Annotated in this window: 23 protein-coding genes; 8 read left to right on the forward strand and 15 right to left on the reverse strand. The window is 60.1% G+C overall.

The genetic code is table 11. The features are described 5' to 3' along the window. Positions 1-322 precede the first annotated feature (322 nt). From msrQ to ASG55_RS22120, 6 genes are all read right to left on the reverse strand, one after another. A complete protein-coding gene (gene msrQ / locus ASG55_RS22095; RefSeq protein WP_056790374.1) occupies positions 323-946 on the reverse strand; it encodes a protein-methionine-sulfoxide reductase heme-binding subunit MsrQ in 624 nt (207 codons plus the stop codon). After that, the gene (msrP, locus tag ASG55_RS22100) at positions 946-1959 is read right to left on the reverse strand and encodes a protein-methionine-sulfoxide reductase catalytic subunit MsrP (protein WP_056790377.1); all 1014 of its coding nucleotides are present in this window, start codon (positions 1957-1959) and stop codon (positions 946-948) included. Before msrP ends, msrQ begins: the two co-directional genes overlap by 1 nt. 63 nt (positions 1960-2022) lie before the next feature. Further along, complete coding sequence (pssA, locus tag ASG55_RS22105) at positions 2023-2880, reverse strand: CDP-diacylglycerol--serine O-phosphatidyltransferase (RefSeq protein WP_016773182.1); 858 nt, start codon at positions 2878-2880, stop codon at positions 2023-2025. 148 nt (positions 2881-3028) lie between these two features. Then, positions 3029-4045, reverse strand: a complete 1017-nt coding sequence (ilvC, locus tag ASG55_RS22110; protein WP_003228216.1) for a ketol-acid reductoisomerase — start codon at positions 4043-4045, stop codon at positions 3029-3031. A gap of 46 nt (positions 4046-4091) precedes the next feature. Further along, positions 4092-4583, reverse strand: coding sequence for an acetolactate synthase small subunit (gene ilvN, locus ASG55_RS22115; RefSeq protein WP_003176102.1), 492 nt, complete (start codon positions 4581-4583; stop codon positions 4092-4094). A gap of 2 nt (positions 4584-4585) precedes the next feature. Then, positions 4586-6310, reverse strand: coding sequence for an acetolactate synthase 3 large subunit (locus ASG55_RS22120; protein ID WP_039761986.1), 1725 nt, complete (start codon positions 6308-6310; stop codon positions 4586-4588). 399 nt (positions 6311-6709) lie between these two features. On the opposite strand from ASG55_RS22120, the gene ASG55_RS22125 reads away from it, so the two are divergent. After that, positions 6710-7126, forward strand: coding sequence for a DUF4124 domain-containing protein (locus ASG55_RS22125; RefSeq protein WP_056790380.1), 417 nt, complete (start codon positions 6710-6712; stop codon positions 7124-7126). A gap of 124 nt (positions 7127-7250) precedes the next feature. Here ASG55_RS22125 and ASG55_RS22130 read toward each other — a convergent pair whose 3' ends face one another. From ASG55_RS22130 to mrcB, 3 genes are read right to left on the reverse strand one after another with little or no spacing between them, the layout of a single operon-like run. After that, positions 7251-7586: a YqcC family protein gene (locus tag ASG55_RS22130; protein ID WP_056790386.1), complete on the reverse strand. Its 336-nt coding sequence runs from the start codon at positions 7584-7586 to the stop codon at positions 7251-7253. Next, positions 7586-8335, reverse strand: a complete 750-nt coding sequence (locus ASG55_RS22135; protein WP_041477844.1) for a tetratricopeptide repeat protein — start codon at positions 8333-8335, stop codon at positions 7586-7588. The genes ASG55_RS22130 and ASG55_RS22135 overlap by 1 nt, the downstream gene beginning before the upstream one ends. Positions 8336-8351: 16 nt before the next feature. Further along, positions 8352-10676, reverse strand: a complete 2325-nt coding sequence (gene mrcB, locus ASG55_RS22140) for a penicillin-binding protein 1B (protein ID WP_056790389.1) — start codon at positions 10674-10676, stop codon at positions 8352-8354. Between the two features lie 116 nt (positions 10677-10792). Here mrcB and ASG55_RS22145 point away from each other — a divergent pair, with 116 nt between their 5' ends. The 4 genes from ASG55_RS22145 (at position 10793) to ASG55_RS22160 (ending at position 14157) form a co-directional block, all read left to right on the forward strand. Beyond that, on the forward strand, positions 10793-12349 hold the full coding sequence (locus ASG55_RS22145; protein WP_056790394.1) for a bifunctional aminoglycoside phosphotransferase/ATP-binding protein: 1557 nt from the start codon (positions 10793-10795) through the stop codon (positions 12347-12349). Between the two features lie 91 nt (positions 12350-12440). After that, a complete protein-coding gene (locus ASG55_RS22150; RefSeq protein ID WP_056790397.1) occupies positions 12441-12785 on the forward strand; it encodes a pentapeptide repeat-containing protein in 345 nt (114 codons plus the stop codon). A gap of 289 nt (positions 12786-13074) precedes the next feature. Beyond that, entirely contained in the window at positions 13075-13347 is a 273-nt protein-coding gene (locus tag ASG55_RS22155) for a TfoX/Sxy family protein (RefSeq protein ID WP_016773175.1), read from the forward strand. 15 nt (positions 13348-13362) lie between these two features. Further along, positions 13363-14157, forward strand: a complete 795-nt coding sequence (locus ASG55_RS22160) for a Crp/Fnr family transcriptional regulator (RefSeq protein WP_056790400.1) — start codon at positions 13363-13365, stop codon at positions 14155-14157. Between the two features lie 232 nt (positions 14158-14389). On the opposite strand, the gene ASG55_RS22165 is transcribed toward ASG55_RS22160, so the two are convergent. The 4 genes from ASG55_RS22165 to ASG55_RS22180 are packed head-to-tail and all read right to left on the reverse strand — an operon-like array spanning position 14390 to position 17931. Further along, the gene (locus ASG55_RS22165; protein WP_056790403.1) at positions 14390-15238 is read right to left on the reverse strand and encodes a ChaN family lipoprotein; all 849 of its coding nucleotides are present in this window, start codon (positions 15236-15238) and stop codon (positions 14390-14392) included. A gap of 19 nt (positions 15239-15257) precedes the next feature. Beyond that, the gene (locus tag ASG55_RS22170) at positions 15258-16025 is read right to left on the reverse strand and encodes a heme ABC transporter ATP-binding protein (RefSeq protein WP_056790406.1); all 768 of its coding nucleotides are present in this window, start codon (positions 16023-16025) and stop codon (positions 15258-15260) included. Beyond that, entirely contained in the window at positions 16025-17008 is a 984-nt protein-coding gene (locus ASG55_RS22175) for a FecCD family ABC transporter permease (protein WP_162999784.1), read from the reverse strand. Before ASG55_RS22175 ends, ASG55_RS22170 begins: the two co-directional genes overlap by 1 nt. Before the next feature lie 50 nt (positions 17009-17058). After that, positions 17059-17931, reverse strand: coding sequence for a heme/hemin ABC transporter substrate-binding protein (locus ASG55_RS22180; protein WP_056790407.1), 873 nt, complete (start codon positions 17929-17931; stop codon positions 17059-17061). Between the two features lie 164 nt (positions 17932-18095). On the opposite strand from ASG55_RS22180, the gene ASG55_RS22185 reads away from it, so the two are divergent. Continuing rightward, the gene (locus ASG55_RS22185) at positions 18096-18413 is read left to right on the forward strand and encodes a Rieske (2Fe-2S) protein (protein ID WP_056790410.1); all 318 of its coding nucleotides are present in this window, start codon (positions 18096-18098) and stop codon (positions 18411-18413) included. Here ASG55_RS22185 and sfsA read toward each other — a convergent pair. Next, positions 18410-19123: a DNA/RNA nuclease SfsA gene (gene sfsA / locus ASG55_RS22190; RefSeq protein ID WP_024014329.1), complete on the reverse strand. Its 714-nt coding sequence runs from the start codon at positions 19121-19123 to the stop codon at positions 18410-18412. The two genes, ASG55_RS22185 and sfsA, sit on opposite strands and share 4 nt — an antisense overlap. Beyond that, positions 19123-20292, reverse strand: coding sequence for a pyridoxal phosphate-dependent aminotransferase (locus ASG55_RS22195; protein ID WP_056790414.1), 1170 nt, complete (start codon positions 20290-20292; stop codon positions 19123-19125). The genes sfsA and ASG55_RS22195 overlap by 1 nt, the downstream gene beginning before the upstream one ends. Positions 20293-20624: 332 nt before the next feature. Between ASG55_RS22195 and dksA the strand changes: the two genes are divergently transcribed. Both dksA and gluQRS read left to right on the forward strand, forming a co-directional pair. Next, complete coding sequence (gene dksA / locus ASG55_RS22200) at positions 20625-21068, forward strand: RNA polymerase-binding protein DksA (protein WP_041477831.1); 444 nt, start codon at positions 20625-20627, stop codon at positions 21066-21068. Positions 21069-21277: 209 nt separating this feature from the next. Continuing rightward, entirely contained in the window at positions 21278-22171 is an 894-nt protein-coding gene (gene gluQRS / locus ASG55_RS22205) for a tRNA glutamyl-Q(34) synthetase GluQRS (protein ID WP_041477830.1), read from the forward strand. Positions 22172-22174 lie beyond the last annotated feature (3 nt).

Here is a 22174-nt window from a genome sequence, read left to right on the forward strand (position 1 = left end):
TGTCAAGTGATTATTTTCAGAAGTTTTCGAAGAATTCTTCAACAACTTCAACCACTTGCGCTTCCGATCTCTCGTTAGCGGGAGGCGAATTCTACAGCGTTAATCGCTGCTGTCAACACCTCTTTTTCCCCGCTTTCGACCGAGAAGATCGAACCGTTAAAAGAGCTACACATCACTGCTCTTTCAACTCCTTCCAGGCTTCGATAATCTGAAGCAAGCCGCTGTCGAAAACCGCGTAACTCTTTGAATCTCAAGGAGTTTTCCGTTTCGACTGCGCCGGAAGTGGGGCGAATTATAGACCTCTGGAATCTGCCGTCAACCGTTAATTTCGCTTTTCTTGCAGATTCTGCTTTTTAGCCATTAAACGCGGGATTCGCCTCATCACCGGCGGCACACGAAGCAGCAAGAGCACAGCGCCTATAAAGGCATAAATCGCCCACTCCTCTAGATCGGCCCGCACGATCCAGAGCATATGCAGCAAACCCAGCCCAAGTATCACGTAAACCAAGCGATGCAGCTTCTTCCAGCGAGCACCCAAACGACGCTGACTATAACGATTCGACGTCACTGCCAGTATCAGCAATCCGAGAAAGCCGAGTGCACCGACAATGATGTAAGGCCGCTTGCGTAGCTCGACGCCCAACTGTGACCAGTCAAACCCGAGGATAAACGCCATATAGCTGAACAGATGTAGCGCTACATAAGCAAAACACCAAAGCCCCAACTGCCTGCGCACCGCGATCCACCCCGCCCAGCCGCTCAGCTTTTGCAACGGCGTCATGCTCAGCGTAATCAACAGAAACACCAGCGTGCCAAGCCCGAGACGATCAACCAGCACCTTGCCCGGATCAGGCCCGAGCAGATCGGCGAACGCCTGATAGAACCACAGCAATGGCCAGATCGCTGCCGCAATGAACACGCCCACTCGCCAGAACGGATAACGCATCAGTAGTTCTTCCGCAGATCGAGCCCTGTATATAAAGAAGCGACTTCATCCGAGTAGCCGTTGAACATCTGGGTATCGCGCACATTCGGTTTGAACAGACTGTTCGGCAGGCGCCGCTCGCGCGCCTGGGTCCAGCGCGGATGATCGACCGTAGGGTTCACGTTCGCATAAAAGCCATACTCATCGGCAGCAATGCTTTGCCAAGTGGTCTTCGGCTGCTCGCTGACCAGACTGATGCGCACAATGGATTTCACGCTTTTGAAGCCGTACTTCCACGGCACCACCAGACGCAAAGGCGCGCCGTTCTGGTTCGGCAGTTCGCGTCCATACATGCCCACCGCCAGAATCGCCAAAGGATTCATCGCCTCATCCAGACGCAAGCCTTCGACGTACGGCCAGTCGATCAAGGCAAAACCGGAGCGCTGGCCGGGCATGCTCTTGGGATCCTGCAGGGTTTCAAAGCGGATGTACTTGGCCTTGGAAGTCGGCTCGACCTGTTTGAGCAAGGCCGAGATGGGAAAGCCGATCCAGGGAATGACCATCGACCACGCCTCGACGCAGCGCAGACGATAAATACGTTCCTCCAGTTGATACGGCTTCATGAAGTCTTCCAGCGCATAACGCCCCGGCTTACCCACCTCCCCGTCAATGACCACGCTCCAGGGTTCGGTTTTCAGGTCGCCAGCGTTCCTCGCGGGATCGCCCTTGCCGGTACCGAATTCATAAAAGTTGTTGTAGTTCGTAGCGTCTTTATAAGGCGTGATCGCCTCGTCCTTGACATTGACCGCCCCCCATTGAGTAGAAGGAAGCTTTTCGGCAAACCAGGCCGGAGCCTTGCCGGATTCGACGTCAGAGTAGCGAGGGGTATCAGCGGCATTGGCCCAGCGCGGCAGGCTGCTCACGGCAATACCGGCAGCAGTGGCGCCGAGCAATTGGCGACGGGAGAGATAAATGGCTTCAGGCGTGACATCCGACTCATGGCAGTCGGATGCTTTGGGGATCTTGATCAACATGACAACTCCGCAGCTTTGGAGGACAGGTGCACCCATAGACTGCGGAGTATGCGGGAAATTACATCATTCGGCGTTTTTGTGACGACGAAGACGCAACAGATACTGCACCGGACCGGACGCCGCATAGGCGAGAAACACCAGCAGCAGAATGCGCGGCGGATCACTGAACACGACAGCGAATACCAGCACCACCGCGAGAATCGCCACGAACGGCACGCGACCTTTCAGATCCAGCTCCTTGAAGCTGTTGTACTTGATGTTGCTGACCATCAGCATGCCGGCCGCCGCCACCATCAACGCCACCAGGAACGACATCTTCGAACCCTGAATGCCGTAATCGCTGAACGCCCAGACAATGCCGGCCACAACGCCTGCCGCCGCCGGGCTGGCCAGACCGATGAAGTAACGTTTGTCCGCCGTGCCAACCTGGGTGTTGAAACGCGCCAGACGCAACGCCGCACCCGCTACATATATGAAGGCGACCATCCAGCCGACCTTGCCCATGTCTCCCAGCGCCCAGCCGAAGGCCAGCAATGCCGGCGCGACGCCGAAGGCGACCATGTCCGACAGCGAGTCGTACTCGGCGCCGAAGGCACTTTGCGTATTGGTCATGCGCGCCACGCGACCATCAAGACCGTCGAGCACCATCGCGACGAAAATCGCGATCGCAGCGAAGGCGAAGTACTTGCTCGCATTCACCGAGTCGCCGGCGCTCAACGCGGCCTGCGCGCTCATCGAGTTGATGATGGAATAGAAGCCTGCGAACAGGTTGGCGGTGGTGAACAGGTTCGGCAGCAGATAGATACCACGATGCCGGACTTTACGACCTTCGGCGTCGTGCCCTTCTTCGATGTGTTCATCGATGGGCAGCAGGCTTTCGGCGTCGGAAGCCTTGTTCGGCTCTTCGGGACGTTCGCTCATGGACATTACCTTGCAACGGTTTGGAAAAAATTCGACAGAGGCTTGAGGACGACAGTTCGGCCACAAACGATGCAGCTTTATACCAGAAGCACCGGCCCAAACGAAAAAACGCGGCCTAGGCCGCGTTTTTCGTACAAGGGACGACGACTTAGTTTTTGGCTTTGTCGACGATCTTGTTGGCACCGATCCACGGCATCATGGAGCGCAGTTGCTCGCCGATGATTTCGATACCGTGAGCGGCGTTGTTACGACGCTTGGCGGTCATCGAAGGGTAGCCGGTTGCGCCTTCGCTGATGAACATTTTGGCGTATTCGCCGTCCTGAATACGTTTCAGGGCGTTGCGCATGGCCTGACGGGATTCGGCGTTGATCACTTCCGGGCCAGTCACGTACTCGCCGTACTCGGCGTTGTTGGAGATCGAGTAGTTCATGTTGGCGATACCGCCTTCGTACATGAGGTCAACGATCAGCTTCAGTTCGTGCAGGCACTCGAAGTAGGCCATTTCCGGCGCGTAGCCAGCTTCAACCAGGGTTTCGAAACCGGCTTTTACCAGTTCAACGGTACCGCCGCACAGAACGGCTTGTTCGCCGAACAGGTCAGTTTCGGTCTCGTCCTTGAAGGTGGTTTCGATGATGCCGGTACGACCGCCACCGACGCCAGCGGCGTAGGACAGTGCAACGTTTTTGGCGTTGCCCGAGGCGTCCTGGTAGATCGCGATCAGGTCAGGGATACCGCCGCCTTTGACGAACTCGGAACGCACAGTGTGGCCCGGGGCTTTCGGCGCGATCATGATCACGTCGAGGTCGGCACGCGGAACAACCTGGTTGTAGTGAATCGCGAAGCCGTGGGAGAAGGCCAGAGTGGCGCCTTTCTTGATGTTCGGCTCGATTTCGTTCTTGTACAGCGAGGACTGGAACTCGTCCGGGGTCAGGATCATGACCAGGTCGGCAGCGGCAACAGCGGAAGCAACGTCGGTCACTTTCAGGCCGTGAGCTTCGGCTTTGGCAACGGTGGCCGAACCTTTACGCAGACCGACGGTAACGTCGACACCGGAGTCTTTGAGGTTGCACGCCTGAGCGTGGCCCTGGGAGCCGTAACCGATGATGGCAACTTTCTTGCCCTGGATGATCGACAGGTCGCAGTCTTTATCGTAGAAAACTTTCATGAATTTCCCCTTATATCCGGCCGTTCAGGCCATGCGCTAATTTGGTTTAGATGCTGAGAACTTTGTCGCCGCGAGCAATGCCGGTCACGCCGCTACGGACGGTTTCCAGAATCGATGCGGTGCCGATGGACTGAATGAAGCTGTCGAGCTTGTCGCTGGTACCGGTCAACTGAACGGTATACACGCTGGCGCTGACATCGACGATCTGCCCACGGTAGATATCGGTAGTGCGTTTGATCTCGGCGCGCTGGGCGCCAGTGGCCTTGACCTTGACCAGCATCAGTTCACGCTCGATGTGAGCGCTTTCCGACAGGTCCACCAGCTTGACCACTTCGATCAGCTTGTTCAGGTTTTTGGTGATCTGCTCGATGACTTCATCGTGACCCACGGTGGTCAGCGTCAGACGCGACAGGGTCGGGTCTTCGGTCGGCGCCACGGTCAGGCTTTCGATGTTGTAGTTGCGCTGCGAGAACAGGCCGACTACACGAGACAGAGCGCCGGGTTCGTTTTCCAGAAGCAGGGAAATAATGTGCCGCATGATTAAGTACGCTCCGTCTTGCTCAGCCACATATCGCGCATGGAGCCGTCTTTGATCTGCATCGGGTAGACGTGCTCGCTGGTGTCGACCGCAACATCGATGATCACCAGGCGATCCTTCATGGCGAACGCTTCGGCCATCTTCGACTTCAAATCTTTCGATTCGGTGATGCGTACGCCCACATGGCCGTAGGCTTCAGCCAGCTTGATGAAGTCGGGCAGCGATTCCATGTAGGAGTGCGAGTGACGGCTGCCGTAGCTCATGTCCTGCCACTGGCGAACCATGCCCAGCACACCGTTGTTGAGGATGACGATCTTCACCGGCAAGCCGTATTGCAGGCAGGTCGACAGCTCCTGGATGTTCATCTGGATACTGCCTTCGCCGGTGACGCAGGCAACGTCGTCGTCCGGAAAGCTCAGCTTGATGCCCATCGCTGCTGGCAGACCGAAGCCCATCGTGCCCAGACCACCGGAGTTGATCCAGCGGTTAGGCTTGTTGAACGTGTAGTACTGCGCAGCGAACATCTGGTGCTGACCCACGTCGGAGGTCACAAAGGCGTCGCCCTTGGTCACTTCGCAGAGGGTTTCGATCACGGTCTGCGGTTTGATCTTGCTGCCGTCGCCCTTTTCATAAGGGAACAGGCCGCGATCGCCACGCCATTCATCGACCTGCTTCCACCAACTGGCCACGGACTCCTTGTTCGGGGTCTCGCCGATTTCCTTGAGGATCGCGACCATTTCGGTCAGGACGCTCTCGACCGGACCCACGATTGGCACGTCAGCCTTGATGGTCTTGGAGATCGACGCCGGGTCGATGTCGATGTGGATGATCTTGGCGTTCGGGCAGAATTTCGCCGGGCCGTTGATCACCCGATCGTCGAAGCGTGCGCCGACGGCGAGGATCACATCGGCATGGTGCATCGCCAGGTTCGCGGTGTAGCTGCCGTGCATGCCGAGCATGCCGATGAACTGACGGTCAGTGCCAGGGAAAGCGCCCAGACCCATCAAGGTGTTGGTCACCGGCAGGTTGAGCATTTTCGCCAGCTCGGTCAGTTGCGCGGAGCCATTGCCGAGAATCACGCCGCCGCCGGAGTACAGCACCGGGCGCTTGGCCGCCAACAACATTTCTGCTGCTTTGCGGATCTGCCCGGAGTGACCGCGAACGGCCGGGCTGTAGGAGCGCAGCTTGGCTTTCTTCGGGAAAACGTATTCGAATTTCTCGGCCGGATTGGTCATGTCTTTCGGGATGTCGACCACGACCGGGCCCGGACGACCGGACTGCGCCAGGTAGAAGGCCTTCTTCATGACTTCCGGGATTTCCGAAGCGTGCTTGATCATGAAGCTGTGCTTCACGATCGGCCGGGAGATACCGATCATGTCGGTTTCCTGGAACGCGTCGGTGCCGACCATGGTGCTTGGCACCTGACCGGAAATGATCACCATCGGAATCGAGTCCATATAGGCGGTGGCGATACCGGTGATGGCGTTTGTGGCGCCTGGACCGGATGTCACCAATACCACGCCGGCTTTACCGGTGGCACGGGCGTAGCCGTCAGCCATATGGGTAGCCGCTTGTTCGTGACGAACCAGGATGTGGGTCACTTCCGGTTCTTTGAACAGGGCATCGTAAACATGCAGGAGAGCACCACCCGGGTACCCGTAGATATATTTGACGCCTTCGTCACGCAAAAAGCGGACGAGCATCTCACCGCCAGATAAAAGCTCCACGTTGTTCACCTCTAAAACGCCAGAATACCGTCCACAAAAAAGGGGCGGGTCTTAATAGGTTTACTTCTCGGCAGAGCATGAGCGACGGTGGTCGCCGACTACGTCAGCACTGACTGAGCAAGTATTGGGATCGTCCCAAGTGTTGCGGGCCTTTCCCACCCAGCGCGAGGTAACGCGTTGCGGGTGTAACAGGTCGGCGCGGATGTGCGCCTCATGATCTACCGAGTGGGTCTGCTTCTGGCAGTCCCTCTACAGCGGACTTTGGATTCTTCTGTTTCGCCCTCTGCAAGTCAAGTCGTCTGTGGGGTTAATTGTGGGTAAGCACATGAGAACGCAAGAAAAAACCTGAAAAGCGCTACTCTGTTAGCGTCAATTGCGCATTTTTGCCAAGGAATCAGCATGCGAACGCTCCTCCTCACTTTGCTGATCGGTCTCAGCCCATGGTGCTCGGCCGCTCAAATCTACAAATGGGTCGATGCCCAAGGCGTCACACATTTCGATGCACAACCGCCGCAGGGCCAACCGGCGACGACCCTGCAAACGCCCTCCTCACCCGCGCCGAAAGCCGCGCCGCTGCCGGGCGGCGGCGTACTCGGCGATCAGAAAGCCATTGATGCCAAGGTGAAGAAACAGGTCGCCGAGCAGCAGGCGCAGCTCAAGGCCTTTTGCGAACAGGCACGCACGAACCTGGCGCAACTGCAGAACAATCCGCGCTTGCGTGAGGAGGTCGAGGGGGATTTGCGCAGGCTCGATGATACACAGCGTCAGGAACGCATCGTCGAAGCGAAGAAGCAGATTGCCGAGAATTGCTCGTAATCGCGACGTGGGAACTTGTAGGAGCTGACGAGTGCAACGAGGCTGCGATCTTTTGATCCTGCTCGTCTAAAGTCAAAAGATCGCAGCCTTCGGCAGCTCCTACAAAGCTCCTACACAACCGCGCTCAGCGGGAGGCAGTGATCAGCCGGTCAAACTCTTTGAGCAGCACCTGCAACTGCCGATCCTTGCCGCCAAGGTTGCGCTGGGCGAAGACCATTTCCGCCATTTCCTGAATGCCCGAGGCGTTCGGCAAGGGCAGATCCTGTTCGAGGATCATCTTCATGCGCGGCAGGAAGATCCATTGCAGCCATTGCTCGAAGTCCAGCGTGTCGACCGAGAACGGCTCGACACTGCTCAGGGCTTCGACCGACGGCTGAACCTCATCCCACCAGCCCTGGGTGCGCAGCTCGCGTTCAATCAACAACAGCTGATCGGCGATTTTCGGGAAACGCACGTCCATCACAGGGAAACCTTGGCCTTCTGACGGGCCAGCGCGGCGCCGGCGGAATCGCCTTGTTTCTCACGAGATTGAGCGATGATTTCCCACAGGCTGGCTTGCAGATCCGGACGACCGTTGGCCATGGTCAACGCGCGACGGGCAAATTGCTCGGCTTGCGGCGCATCGCCCTGGGCCATGCGCACCTGCGCCAGACGGTAAAGCACTTGTGGCTCCCGGGGGGCGACACGTTGCGCCCGCTCCAGGCTGGAAGAGGCACCGTTGAGGTCGCCGCCGGCCTGCTGCTGTTGCGCGGTGGTCAGCAAGGCGAGTACCGGACCGTCCAGTTGCTCATCCGCCGACAGCCCGCCACCGCTGCTGGCCGAAGGAATGCCACTTGGCGTCGACGGCATGCTGTAGCTGCCGGAGTTGATCGGTGCCGACTCAACCGCCGATGGGTTGTAAGGCCCCGACGTGATACCGCCAGATGCAGGCCCCGGGACGATCGGCGAAGAACTGATCGGTGTTGACACCGCAGCACCGCCGCCCGGCACCATCACCACCACGCCGGTATCGCCTTGCGGAATCGCCTGAGTCTGGCCCTGCGCCGGGCGCTTGACCGTGGTCTGGCGGAAACCGCCATTGGCGCCGATGCGTTCGCTATTGGACACGGCCGTACCCGAATCCACTACCGGAATCGAACCACGCTGTACGGTGGAGCAGCCGCTGAGCAAAGCCACGGCGGTCACCGCTGGAATCAACCACTTGTTCACTTGAAACCCTCTTTGCTTAATTCATCCAGCCCTTGACCCAGTCCATCACCGATTCCGGCGAGGCAGGTGTTTCGCTTGCACACGCGGCGCCGGGTGGCGGCTCGCTGCCGCGAATATACGGCATCTGTACCGCGCCGGGGCAGTTGGCATCGGAACCCTGGCCGGTGCGCGAATCGACCCACGCTTGCACGACGTTGTCCGGCTGCGGCATGTCCAGCGGCAGCGGATCGGCCTTGCGCATGAAACTGGTCCAGACCTGCAGCGCACCGGTGGCCCCGGTGAACGGCGTCTTGCCGTTGTCGTCGCGACCCAGCCAGACCACTGCCAGCAGATCCTGACTGAAACCGGCAAACCAGCTGTCGCGCGAATCGTTACTGGTACCGGTCTTGCCCGCCAGTGTCAGGGTCTTGGGCAGCACGTTATAAACCGAACTGCCTGTACCTTCACGCATCACCCGCTGCATGGCGTTCTGGATCAGGTAAATCGAGGCAGGGTCGAAGCGCTGTTCGATCTGGAACGGATAACGCTTGAGCGGCTCGCCCTCGGCGGTCAGCACGCTGCGAATGCCGCGCATCGGCGTATTGAAACCACCGTTGGCCAGCGTCTGGTACATGGTCGCCACTTCGATCGGCGTCATACCGCCAGCACCGAGCAGCATCGACGGGAACGCCGGGAATTCACGGGTAACTCCCAGACGACCTACGGTCTTGAGCACGTTCGGCACGCCGACTTCCAGGCCCAGGCGCGAGGTCGACAGGTTGTAGGAATGCGCCAGGCCCTGATAGAGGAACACCGTACCGTGGGAGCGGCGATCGTAGTTCTGCGGCTTCCACACCTGACCGTTGGCGCCTTTGACTGACAGCGGATCGTCCGACAGCCAACTGGTCAGCGTGTACTGGCTCGGTTTCTCAAGCGCGGTCAGATACACCGCCGGTTTGATCAGCGAGCCGATCGGGCGTACCGCATCGAGTGCGCGGTTGAAACCGGCGTAACTGGCCTGACGGCTGCCGATCATCGCCTGGACTTCGCCGGTTTCCGGGTTGGTCACGACCATCGCCGCTTCGACGTCATCCGAGCCCTTGCGCCCGGCCAGACGCTTGAATGTGTCGTTGACCGAGGCTTCGGCTTTCATCTGCAGAATCGGGTCGAAACTGGTGAAGATGCGCAGCCCTTCTTCGGTCAAGTCTTCGTCGCGGTAGTCTTCGCGCAACTGGCGTTTGACCAGGTCGATAAAGCCCGGGAACGAGCTGTCGGCGAGCTTGCCGCGAGTCGTCACACCGAGCGGCATTTTCTTCGCCGCCTCGACCTGTTCGGGGGTTGCCACGCCTTGCTGCGCCAGCACGTCGAGGACCAGATTGCGCCGCTCCAGCGCGCGCTCCGGGTTGCGACGCGGGTTGTAGTAGGACGGCCCCTTGACCATGCCGACCAGCAACGCTACCTGATGCAGTTTCAGCTCGGACAATGGCTGGCCGAAGAAGAACTGACTGGCCAGACCAAAACCGTGCACCGCACGCTGACCGTCCTGACCGACGAAGACTTCGTTGAGGTAGGCCTCAAGAATTTCCTTCTTGTCGTAATGCAGTTCCAGCAGCAACGCCATCATCGCTTCGGTGAGCTTGCGGGTCAGGCTGCGTTCGCTGGTCAGGTAGAAGTTCTTCACCAACTGCTGGGTCAGCGTACTGCCGCCCTGGGTCATCTTGCCGCCGGAGGTGTTGATCCACACGGCGCGGGCGATCGATTTCGGCGACACGCCCCAATGGCTGTAGAAGTCGCGGTCTTCGACGGCGATCAGGGTTTCGAGCAGGTACGGCGGCACCTGATCGAGTTTGATCAGGATGCGGTCTTCGAGATTTTTCGGGTAAATGCCGCCGATCATCAGCGGCTCGAGGCGCACCACCGACAGTTTCGAACCGTTGGTCGAGGACAGTTCGGCGACGTAATCGCCGGAGAAGCGCACACGCACCGGCTGCGGCTTTTCCAGACCTTCATAGAACTGGAAGCCACGGGTGTTCAGGTCAACCGTATTGCCGCTGACGGCGGCGGCGCCGGGGCCATTGCTCACGGCTTCGCGGCGATAGCCGAGGGCATCGAGTTCGGTGAGGAAATCGTCCTTGCTGAGCTTCTGTCCGACGAACAGCTCAAGCGGGCGCGCGTACACCTTGGCCGGGATGGTCCAGCGCTTGCCGGAGAACTTCTCCTGCACCACGGCATCGAGGTAAACGGCAAAGCCGGCCAGCACTACAAGGCCGACCAGGCTGAGTTTAATGGCCCAGCTCAACCATGGGCTGAGGCCCTTGGCTGGTGGTTTTTTCTTGGTACGGGGGGATCGGGATCGAGTCATGGCGGCGGATTATACGCACTTTATCGATCCTCAACAGGCACGCGCGGAGGTTTGCGTCAGGCGGGCAAGCAGCCATAATGGCCGCCTCGAATTCCCCCGCCTCTGAAGGATCGCCCGTGAGCCAGTCCCTGATCGCTGCCCTGCAAAACCCGGCCCTCTACCCGCATCCCGTCGAAGGGTTTCAGGTCATCGAAACCCACATCTCGTGGGTGATTCTCACCGGGCCCTTTGCCTATAAAGTGAAGAAGCCGGTGAATTTCGGCTTCCTCGACTTCACCAGCCTCGACGCACGTGCGCATTTCTGCGCTGAAGAGCTGCGGCTGAACCAGCGTCTGACCGATGATTTGTATCTGGACGTGTTGCCGGTCACCGGCAGCGTCGAGGCACCGCAACTGGGCGGCGACGGCCCGGCTATCGAATACGTGCTGAAAATGCGCCAGTTCCCGCAGAGCGGCTTGCTCAGCACCCTGCAAGCCAATGGCGAACTGACCACTCAGCACATCGACGCGTTGGCCGAGCAGATCGCCCATTTCCATCTCAACGCCCCGAAAGTCCCGGCCGAACACGACGCCGGTACACCGGACAGCGTGATGGCGCCGGTCGCGCAAAATTTCGAGCAGATCCTGCCGTTCCTCAGCGACAAGAACGACTTGCTGCAACTTGAGGCATTGAAAGCCTGGGCCGAAAGCAGCTTCGAGCGCCTCAAGCCCCTGTTCGCCCAGCGCAAGACACAAGGTTTCACCCGTGAATGCCACGGCGACATTCACCTGGGCAACGCCACGGTCATCGACGGCAATGTGGTGATCTTCGACTGCATCGAGTTCAACGAGCCATTCCGTTTCACTGATGTCTGGGCCGACACCGGCTTCCTCGCCATGGACCTGGAAGACCGTGGCCTGAAATCGTTGGCGCGTCGCCTCATCAGCCAGTATCTGGAACTGACCGGCGACTATGAGGGCCTGGAAGTGCTGAACTTCTATAAAGCCTACCGCGCGCTGGTGCGGGCCAAGGTGGCACTGTTCAGCATGCCGGCGGACGCGACTGCGGTGCAGCGCGCCACCACCCTGCGCCAGTACCGCAACTACGCCAACCTGGCGGAAAGCTACAGCACCATTCCTTCGCGCTTCATGGCCATTACCCACGGTGTTTCCGCAGTCGGCAAGAGCCATGTGGCCATGCGCCTGGTCGAAGCGCTGGGCGCAATTCGCCTGCGTTCCGATGTCGAACGCAAGCGCCTGTTTGGCGAGCAGACCGTCGCCAACGATGTGCAGGCCGGCATTTACAGTGCCGACGCCAGCACCGCGACCTACGCACGTCTGCATGAAATCGCCGAGGTGATTTTGCACGCCGGGTTCCCGGTAGTGATCGACGCGACCTATCTCAAACGCGAGCAGCGCGATAACGCGGCGAAGATTGCCGAAGCCACTGGCACGCCGTTCCTGATCCTCGACTGCAATGCCCCGCAAGCCGTGATCGAGAGCTGGCTGGCGATGCGCCAGGCCGATCAGAAGGATCCGTCCGACGCCACCCTGGCAGTGATCGAAGCGCAGCAGGCCAACCGCGAAGCGCTGACCCCGGAGGAGATTCTGCGCAGCAAACGCGTGCAGACCAATGAATCCGGCACGCTGGACACTGTGGTCGCGCAGATCCGTCAGCGCCTGCCGGGCCTGTAAAAAACTATTTCGGCCGTGAAGCCCTCGCTCGCTTCACGGCCGGCAAATAGTGGCACTATACTGGCGTCATAAAACCAACAGGTGATCTGACATGAGCCAGCCTAAACTGCTCGACACTCCGCTTTACGCCCTGCTGCACAAAGATGACGTTGCAGGCTTCAACAAAGAACGTCCACAGGATGATCTGATCGACATGGTCGGCGGCGATTTCCGTGGCCTCGACCTGCGTGAACTGAACGCCGATAACGTGGATTTCCGGGATGCGTATTTCCGCTCCGCCGATTTGCGCGGCATCGATTTCCGCAAGGCTTCGCTCGAAGGCGCCAGCCTGGCCCATGCACAGATTTCCGGTGCGTACTTTCCGCCGGAGCTGAGTGCCGACGAGATCCTGATGTCGATGAATTTCGGCACACGGTTGCGCTATCGCACCCGCTGATATCCGGAAATCTTCCTGACACCACGCCTTGCCCCTATGGGAGCGAGCCCGCTCGCGACGGCGTAGTGTCAGTCGATATTGATTGTGTCTGATACGCCCTCTTCGCGAGCAGGCTCGCTCCCACATTGATAATCGTTTACCTCCCTTCCCTCTGCGTTCGCAGGTCCTTTATCCCCCTTTCTTAGAAGCTTTTGCGTCGAATCCGACCAAACAACCACGCTTTTCCTACTGATGGCTACACTGCTGAGAAGCTCGCCCACGCACCATTCGGCCGTCGCAAGGAGGCTTGATGAATGATGAACTGCAACACCTGAAAAATCTTGGCAAGACATCGGCGCAATGGCTGCATGCCGTGGGCATCCACAGCGCCTCGGACTTGCGTCGCCTCGGTGCAGTGGATGCCTACCGGGCCGTGCGTACTCGAGGCTTTCGCGCTTCAAAGGTGTTGTTGTATGCGATCGAAGGGGCGTTGATGGACGTGCACTGGAACGACATCCCTGCCGAGCGCAAGGACGCCTTGAACAAGCAGCTCGAAGCCATTTCCGCGCGCCATAAAAACTGAACAGGCGCTGACGCCATGTATTTACTGGGGGAACAATCGGCCCACGCCGACGCATTGATCAATCGCTTGCAGAGTCTTCCCGGGCAGTGGCTGCAGGATTTGTCGCCGTGCGCGCCTGTTGTCGAACTGGAGGCCACGGATGATTTGTATACGCAGTTGCCGGACGATCAGCTGTTTTTGCTGAGCGAGGGCGTGGTACATGGCTGCATCGCGGGCCGTGCGCTGTTCTACTGGCAGGAAGGTGATCTGCTCGGCCTGCAACGTGGCGAGCAATGGAGCGACTGTCGCGTATGCAGCGACAGCACTGTGCGCCTGCTGCCCTATGGTCGCGCAGAGGTTTTGCAGCATTTGTATGCCGACCCTGATCGAGCCGAGCAGCTTCTGAGCTATCTGCTCGGGCAAATGGCGCTGCTCGCCCACGCTGTGGCCGAGTTGAAACCCCGGGAGTTCCGCAGCACCAACGGCTTCAAACGGGTCGAGGCCGGCGCCGTGCTGATTCAACAGGGCGATGCAGCGGACCATGTTTTCGTGATTATCGATGGGCATGCTGAGGCATTTGTTGACGGGCACAAGGTCGGTGACGTGCCGAAGGACGAGATTTTCGGCGCCATGGCGTTGTTTACCGGCGAGCCGCGCAACGCCACGGTAGTGACTTCCGAGCCGAGCACGGTGATGTTGATTCCCGGTGATCAATTTTTGAGCATGACCCGCAGCAACCCGAAGATCGCCCATGGCCTGATTGAGGGTATGGCTCGGCGCATCGGACAGTTGAATCGCCAGATCACGCAGTTGACGACGCAGCGCACCTAGCGCATAGCCCTTTATTCACAGGGCCTCACCACCACTCGCAAAACTAAATTACAGATTTGCAAAAACAGCGGTTGACGCGGTAATGAGAATCGCTATGATTATCACAACTGGTCGCGAGATCAGTCGATATTCTGAAAAGCCCTTGGTTCGGACTCTCAGATTATCTCCTCATCAGGCTAATCACGGTTATTTGACCCGGTTTTTACCGGGTCTTTTTTTGCCTGCCGAAAAGTCATTTGGCGAATTGCTGACGCATCTGCTCGCAGTAATCCGGCGTCGGCGTGGCCGGCGTGTACCAGACGTAATCGGCCATCGCCGCCGTTACCGCAGCGCCCTGCTCGGCCAGCATCAATACGATCGGTGGCTTGCCAGCGCCGAGATCCAACAGATGCAGCGGCACGCCGACATCCTTGCGCGCATGCCAGGCACCGGCCAGCAGGATCGAAGGCATTGGCGCCGCCAGCATGCGTTCGGCCATGCGTCGATCACGCTGTTGCTGAATTGCCAGCATCGCCGGCATCCGTGATTCGGGCAGCAGGCCGCAGTGGGATTCACTGACTTGTCCAAGCAACGTGTTCTGCACGGACAACGCATTACTGCGAGAACCGTTCAGCGCAGGTGGATTTCGATAAAACGCACGGATTTCCCTGTCATCGAGATTGGCCGCCAGCAGCGGATATGGCTGTGTCAGAGCGAAACGCACGATCGGCCCGTAAAGATTCCAGTCCCAGCCCTCCTGCCAGGCCAATGCCGCAGGCAAATCAGCCGCAACGGAATTCGACTGGCGCAACGCATCGACTTTCGCTTGTTGATCCGGCGTGAGCATTTCCAGCAGCAGACTGCCTTGCGCCCGGCGCTTGCCCAGCGACTGCAACAGCCACAATTGCGCAGCATGATGATCGGCATTGTCGTGCTGCTCACCGATGATCAAACGCTCAGGTTCAGCGAGACGCACCAGCAGTTGCTGCGCGGTGAGCATCTCGCCGCTGCGCAGATCGCGGATATCGCCGCCCACCGGTGGAGCCGCCACGTGCTGACACCCCGCGAGCAACACCAGCGCCAACAACCACAATCCACGCATGCGACACCTCGATGATTGATCAGCGGGCGATGATCAGCGGATGCCCACGCTCCGGGTGCGGCTGCACCAAAACCTCCAGGCCGAACACCGCTTTGAGCGTATCCGGACGCAGCACCTGCTGCGGGGTATCCAGCGCAACCGGGCGCCCCTCCTCCAGCAACAGCACGCGATCACAATAGCGCGCCGCAAGATTCAGATCATGCAGGATCACCAGCACCGCCGCGCCGCGATCGGCGAACTCGCGCACCGCTTGCAAGGTGGTGTGCTGATGCAGCGGATCGAGCATCGATGTCGGTTCGTCGAGCAACAAGGTTTGCCCGGCCTGACCCGGCCAGAGTTGCGCCAGCACCCGCGCCAGATGCACGCGCTGACGCTCGCCACCTGACAACGCCAGATAGCTGCGCCCACTCAGGTGCCCGGCATCGGCGGCGGCCAGCGCTGCCGCGACGATTTCGTCATCACGTACGCGCCCGGTCTGGTACGGCAAACGGCCCATGCCGACGACCTCTTCGACGGCGAAGGCAAAATCCAGCGTCGACACCTGCGGCAACACCGCCAGTCGTTGTGCCCGCTGTGTTCCGCTCCAATAGCTCAATGCCTGACCATCGAGCGAAACGTTGCCGTCACTGGCGAGCAACTCCCCGCACAAGGCGCCAAGTAACGTGCTTTTCCCGGCGCCGTTCGGCCCCAGCACCCCAAGCACCTCGCCGGGTTCGAGCCCGAGCGTAACCCCACTGAGCACCGCTTTGCGGCCACGGCGGACATGCAGATCGTGCGCGGACAACATCAGGCACGCCCTCGCAGCAGCAGATAAAGGAAGAACGGCGCGCCGATAAACGCGGTGACAATGCCGATCGGCAACTCCGCCGGCGCCAGCGCCAGGCGCGCCACCAGATCGGCGAGCAATAACAGGCTCGCACCCGCCAGCACCGAGGCTGGCAATAGCACTTTGTGATCCGGGCCGGCCAGCAGGCGCACCAGATGCGGCACCACAAGCCCGACAAAACCGATCATGCCCGCAGCGGCCACCGCCGCGCCGACACCCAGCGCGGTGCAGAACACCAGTTCGCGCTTGAGCCGTTCGACATCGATGCCCAGATGACCGGCCTCGGATTCACCGAGCAACAAGGCATTCAATGCCTTGGCCCGACGCGGCAGCCACAGCGCCACGCCGATGGTGATGATCAGCAAGGGCCACAACCGCGCGTAACTGGCGCCGTTGAGGCTGCCCAGGTTCCAGAAGGTCAGGGTGCGCAGCGTGGCGTCATCGGCCAGGTAAGTGAACAGACCGACCGCCGAACTGGCCAGCGCCGTCAGCGCGATACCGGCCAGCAACATGGTCGCCACGTGGGTCTGACCGTTGCGCCTGCCCAGCCGATAGACCAGCGCCGTCACCCCGAGCCCGCCAAGAAACGCGCACACCGACAACAGATACGGCCCGAACCACTCCGGCAGGCCGCCAAAGAACGAGCCGCCGACAATCGCAATCGCCGCGCCAAGTGCCGCGCCACTGGACACCCCGACCAGCCCCGGGTCCGCCAGCGGATTACGAAACAGACCCTGCATCGCCACGCCGGACAGCGCCAGCACGCCACCGACCGCCAAGCCGAGCAAGGTTCGCGGCAGGCGGATCTGGCCGAGAATCAGCTCGGCCTGCTCCAGCCCCTCCGGCGCCAGCGGCACGCCAACCAGACGCAGCGCGGCGCGCAAAGTGTCAAACAGCGGCAGGCTCACCGGCCCCAATGCCAGCGACAGCCAGATCGCCAGCAGACACAACAATGTCAGGCCGATGAACAAGCCACGGGGTTTGACCAGTGTGGTCATTGGCCGCCCTTGGCCGGGTAGAAATTGTCCGTCAGGGTTTGCAAAGCAGCCGGCAACCGTGGCCCGAGACCGCCAACCAGCAGCGTCGGGTCCAGCTCCATCACCCGCCCGCTCTTGGCCGCGCGGCTGGAATTGAGGATGGGGTTTTCCTTGAACAACGCGGCTTTTGCCGCTTCGCCGGTCAACGCTCGGTCAGCGAACACCAGTACTTCGGGATCGAGGCTGGCGAGGGATTCGACAGAAAACGGTTTGTAGCCGGTATGCGTCGCGAGGTTGTGCCCGCCCGCCTGTTGCAGCAGCCAATCGGCGGCAGTGTCCTTGCCGGCGATCAACGGCTTGCCGCCGGCGTGCCCGAGCAGCAGCAACACACCGGGGGCTTTCTGTGTGGTTTGCACTTGGGCAACTCGCACTGTCTGCGCCTGGAGCTGCTGTTGATAATTCTCCAGCAACTGCGCAGCCTTCTCTTGCGCACCGAGCAACTGGCCCAGATGAGTGACATTCTTTTCCAGCGTCGGCAGATCAGGCTGGGCTGAAAACAACTCGACCTGTACCTTGGCTGCTTTGACTTGCGCCAGAACCGGCGGCGGCCCCATTTCTTCGGTACCGATCAGAATGTCCGGACGCAGGCTCAAGATGCCTTCGGCCGACAGGCTGCGCTGATAACCAATACTCGGCAGCGCCTGCAACGATTCGGGATGCTGGCTGGTGGTATCGACCCCCACCAGCTTCGACTCGCCGCCCAGTGCGCTGACCCATTCCGACAGCGCGCCACCGGCGCTGACCCAGCGTTGCGGTAAATCCGCCGCAGCCGCCTGATGGCAGAGCAAAAGGCCGGCGCACAGCACGGCAACGCGGGTTTTCAGGCGCATACACAGCTTCCTTGAACAAGGTTTCCCGGGCATCGGCGCAGCGAGCCAAGTATCCTCGGCAACGGCCAGACTCCCTGTGGGAGAAGGTCGCCATTTGATAATTGTTTGCATTTGAACGTCAAGCTCGGACATATCCAGACACGAGCGGACATTAGAGGATAGCCATGAAGTTTCTCTGCGCCGGCAGTGATCTGGCCGAAGCCGGCAGTCGCGGTTTCGAAATTGAAGGCAAAAAGCTTTTCGCCGTGCGTCGTGGCGGGCAGGTCTATGTCTACTTCAATCGCTGCCCGCATCGCGGCGTCGGGCTGGAATGGCAGCCCGACCAGTTTCTCGACCCCAGCAACAGTCTGATCCAGTGCGCCACCCATGGCGCACTGTTTCTGATCGAGAACGGCGAATGCGTCGCCGGCCCCTGCGCCGGGCAGTCACTCACGGCAATTGAATGCCGGGAAGATACACGAGGCGTGTGGGTCGACGTTTAACCGTTGAGCCGCACATCGAGTCGGCGGTCGATGACCATCTCTTCATGGTCCAGGCGCACGCCGTACGCCAACACCTCGACACCGCACGCGACCGCCTCACGCAGCGCCTCGGCGTAAGCCCAATCGATTTCCTCGGCCGGGCGCACGGCATCGATGCCGGTGAGGTTCACGCAGTACAACTGCACCGCCCGAATGCCGTCGCGCGCCAGATGCGCCAGCTCGCGCAGATGTTTGGCGCCGCGCTGGGTCACCGCATCGGGAAACGCCGCCACCGCCGTGCCGTCGAAGCCGAGGGTGACGCTTTTGACTTCGACATACGCCGGGCCGCTGGGGTATTCGAGGCGGAAGTCGATGCGGCTTTTTTCCTGTCCGTAGGCAACCTCACGCTTCAACGCGGTAAAGCCGTTCAACTCGGTAATCACCCCAGCCTGCAAGGCTTCCTCAACCAAACCGTTGGCGCGCCCGGTGTTGACACAAAACAGCCGGCCCTGCGGTGTTTCGCCAATCTCCCAAGTGCCGGGCAACTTGCGTTTAGGGTCGTTGGAGCGGCTGAACCAGACCTGCCCGCCCTCGACCTGGCAATTGAGCATCGAGCCGGTGTTGGGGCAGTGAATGGTCAGCAACTCGCCGCTAACGGTCTCGATATCGGCGAGAAACCGCTTGTAACGTCGAATCAGCCGCGCTTCTTCCAGAGCAGGATAAAAGCGCATCAGCCTTGCCAGCTCTTCAAGCCGCGCGCGATGCGCTCCACGGCTTCCTGCAAACGTGCGAGGTTTTGTGTGTAAGCGAAGCGCACGTGATGACCGGCCTGATAACGACCGAAATCCAGTCCCGGCGTAAAGGCGACGTGCTCGGTTTCGAGGAAATGCCGGCAGAACGCGAAGGCATCGCCGCCGAAACGGCTGATATCGGCGTACAGATAAAACGCACCTTCAGGCTCAACGGCAATGTTGAAACCGAGTTCACGCAGCGCCGGCAGGAGGAAGTCGCGACGGCGCGCAAACTCGGCGCGGCGCTCTTCGAGAATCGCAATGGTGGCTGGCTCGAAACAGGCCAGCGCAGCGTATTGCGCCATGCTCGGCGCGCTGATGTAGAGGTTCTGCGCAAGCTTTTCCAATTCGCTGACCGCCGCGTCTGGCGCCACCAGCCAGCCCAGGCGCCAACCGGTCATGCCGAAATACTTGGAGAAACTGTTGAGGACAAAAGCGCCGTCATCGACTTCCAGCACACTGGCAGCATCAGTACCGTAGGTCAGGCCGTGGTAGATCTCATCCACCACCAAGTGCCCGTGCCGGGCCTTGATGGCTGTGGATAATCCGCCCAGTTCATCGCGGGTCAGCAGGGTTCCGGTCGGGTTGGCCGGCGAAGCGACGAGGGCGCCGACACTGTCGTGGTCCCAGTGCCGCGCCACCAGATCCGGGGTCAGTTGATAACGCACCTCCGGCCCGACCGGCACCAATTGCGCCGCGCCTTCGACCAGCCGCAAGAAATGCCGATTGCACGGGTAGCCCGGGTCGGCGAGCAGCCAGTGTTTACCCGGATCGACCAACAGGGCACTGGCCAGCAACAACGCGCCGGAGCCGCCCGGCGTGATCAGAATCCGCCGTGGGTCGATATTCAGGCCATAACGCGATTGGTAGAAACCGGCGATCGCCTCGCGCAGTTCGGGAATGCCACGGGCGGCGGTGTAGCGGGTCTTGCCCGCCGTCAACGCAGCTTGTCCGGCGCGAATGATCGGCTCGGCGGTGGTGAAGTCCGGCTCACCGATTTCCAGATGGATCACGTCGTGGCCTTCGGCCTGCAATTCATTGGCCCGCGCCAGCAGCGCCATCACATGGAACGGTTCGATCGCACGACTGCGCGCACTGTAGGGGGCCATTGGAATGCCTTCGACGGAAAAAAGAGACGATTCTACCTGTCTGCCGGAACGAGCGAGAACCCGTGAAGGTCACAGCCTCAAGAACGCTGGACTGTAACGATCTGAACGTACGCTCCAGGATTGACTAAAATCAGTGATTGAACAGGTCTCCCTTCCCACAGACACGGCTTGTCAGACATCTGCAAGCGCCACCCGCCGGGGGCTCGACATCCGGGAGTAGCGCAGGCTGATTTGATCTGGTAAGTTCGCCCGCTTGCAGCCGCAGGGCCGGCAGGTGTCGGTGATGGAGCAATCCTGCGCAATGGATTACAAGAGTAGAGGCGGTCCATTTCATGCCCACCCAAGCAAAGCAACAGCAGCAAACGTCGATCAGCGGCTTCGAACCTTACGTTCAGAAGGCGGGTGAAGAGTACATGGGCGCTCCGATGCGCGCGCACTTCACCAAGATCCTGAACAAGTGGAAACTGGACTTGATGCAGGAAGTCGACCGTACGGTTGATCACATGAAAGACGAAGCGGCCAACTTCCCTGACCCGGCCGACCGTGCCAGCCAGGAAGAAGAGTTCTCCCTCGAACTGCGCGCCCGCGACCGCGAGCGCAAGCTGATCAAAAAAATCGACAAGACCCTGCAGTTGATCGAAGACGAAGAGTACGGCTGGTGCGAGTCCTGCGGCATCGAGATTGGCGTCAAGCGCCTCGAAGCCCGTCCGACCGCGGATCTGTGCATCGACTGCAAGACCCTGGCGGAAATCAAGGAAAAGCAGGTCGGCAAGTAATCTCGGCCTGAACGAAAAACGGAGCGTGTGAACGCTCCGTTTTTGTTTCTGTGTTTTGCCCGCGGAACCTGCGTCTGCCTCTGTGGGAGCGAGCCTGCTCGCGAAAGCGTCCTCTCAGATAACTCTTTCATGACTGACACAGCTTTCACGAGCAGGCTCGCTCCCACAGAGGTAACCTGCTCAAATTCTGAATAGCCTTTATCGCCTCCATGACTGCCAAATCCCCCGCCTACATCGGCCGCTTCGCCCCTACCCCCAGTGGCCACCTGCACTTCGGTTCGCTGGTCGCTGCGTTGGCGTCTTACCTCGACGCCCGCTCCGTCGGTGGGCGCTGGCTGGTGCGCATGGAAGATCTCGATCCGCCGCGCGAAGAGCCCGGTGCGCAAGCGGCGATTCTCAAGGCGCTGGAAAGCTACGGTTTCGAATGGGACGGCGAAATGGTCCGCCAGAGCGATCGGCACGCTGCCTACGCCGAAGTGCTCAACAGCCTGTTCAACCATGGCCTTGCCTACGCCTGCACCTGCTCGCGCAAACAACTGGAGCCCTATCACGGGATTTATCCGGGGTTTTGCCGCAATGCCGGGCATGATCAGCACGACGCCGCGATCCGCCTGCGCGTGCCGGAGCTGGAATACCACTTCATCGATCGCGTGCAGGGCGAATACCGTCAGCACCTGGGCCGCGACGTCGGCGACTTCGTCATTCGTCGGCGCGATGGTCTCTACGCTTATCAATTGGCGGTGGTGCTCGACGACGCCTGGCAAGGCATTACCGATATTGTGCGCGGCGCCGATCTGCTCGATTCGACGCCGCGTCAGCTGTACCTGCAAGAACTGCTCGGCCTGAAACAGCCGCGCTATCTGCACCTGCCACTGATCACCCAGCCGGATGGCAACAAACTCGGCAAGTCCTACCGTTCGCCGCCGCTTGAGGCTGATCAGGCCACACCGTTGCTGCTGCGGGCCTTGCGCGCGCTGGGGCAGCATCCCGGCACCGAACTGGCTCACGCTTCGCCGCGCGAACTGCTGGCCTGGGGCAGCGCACATTGGGATGCTGCCAAGATCCCGCGCACACTGACCCTGCCCGAAGCGCAACTGCAATGACGA

This window comes from Pseudomonas sp. Leaf434, from assembly GCF_001425545.1.
In the GTDB taxonomy this organism is placed as follows: Bacteria; Pseudomonadota; Gammaproteobacteria; order Pseudomonadales; family Pseudomonadaceae; genus Aquipseudomonas; species Aquipseudomonas siliginis.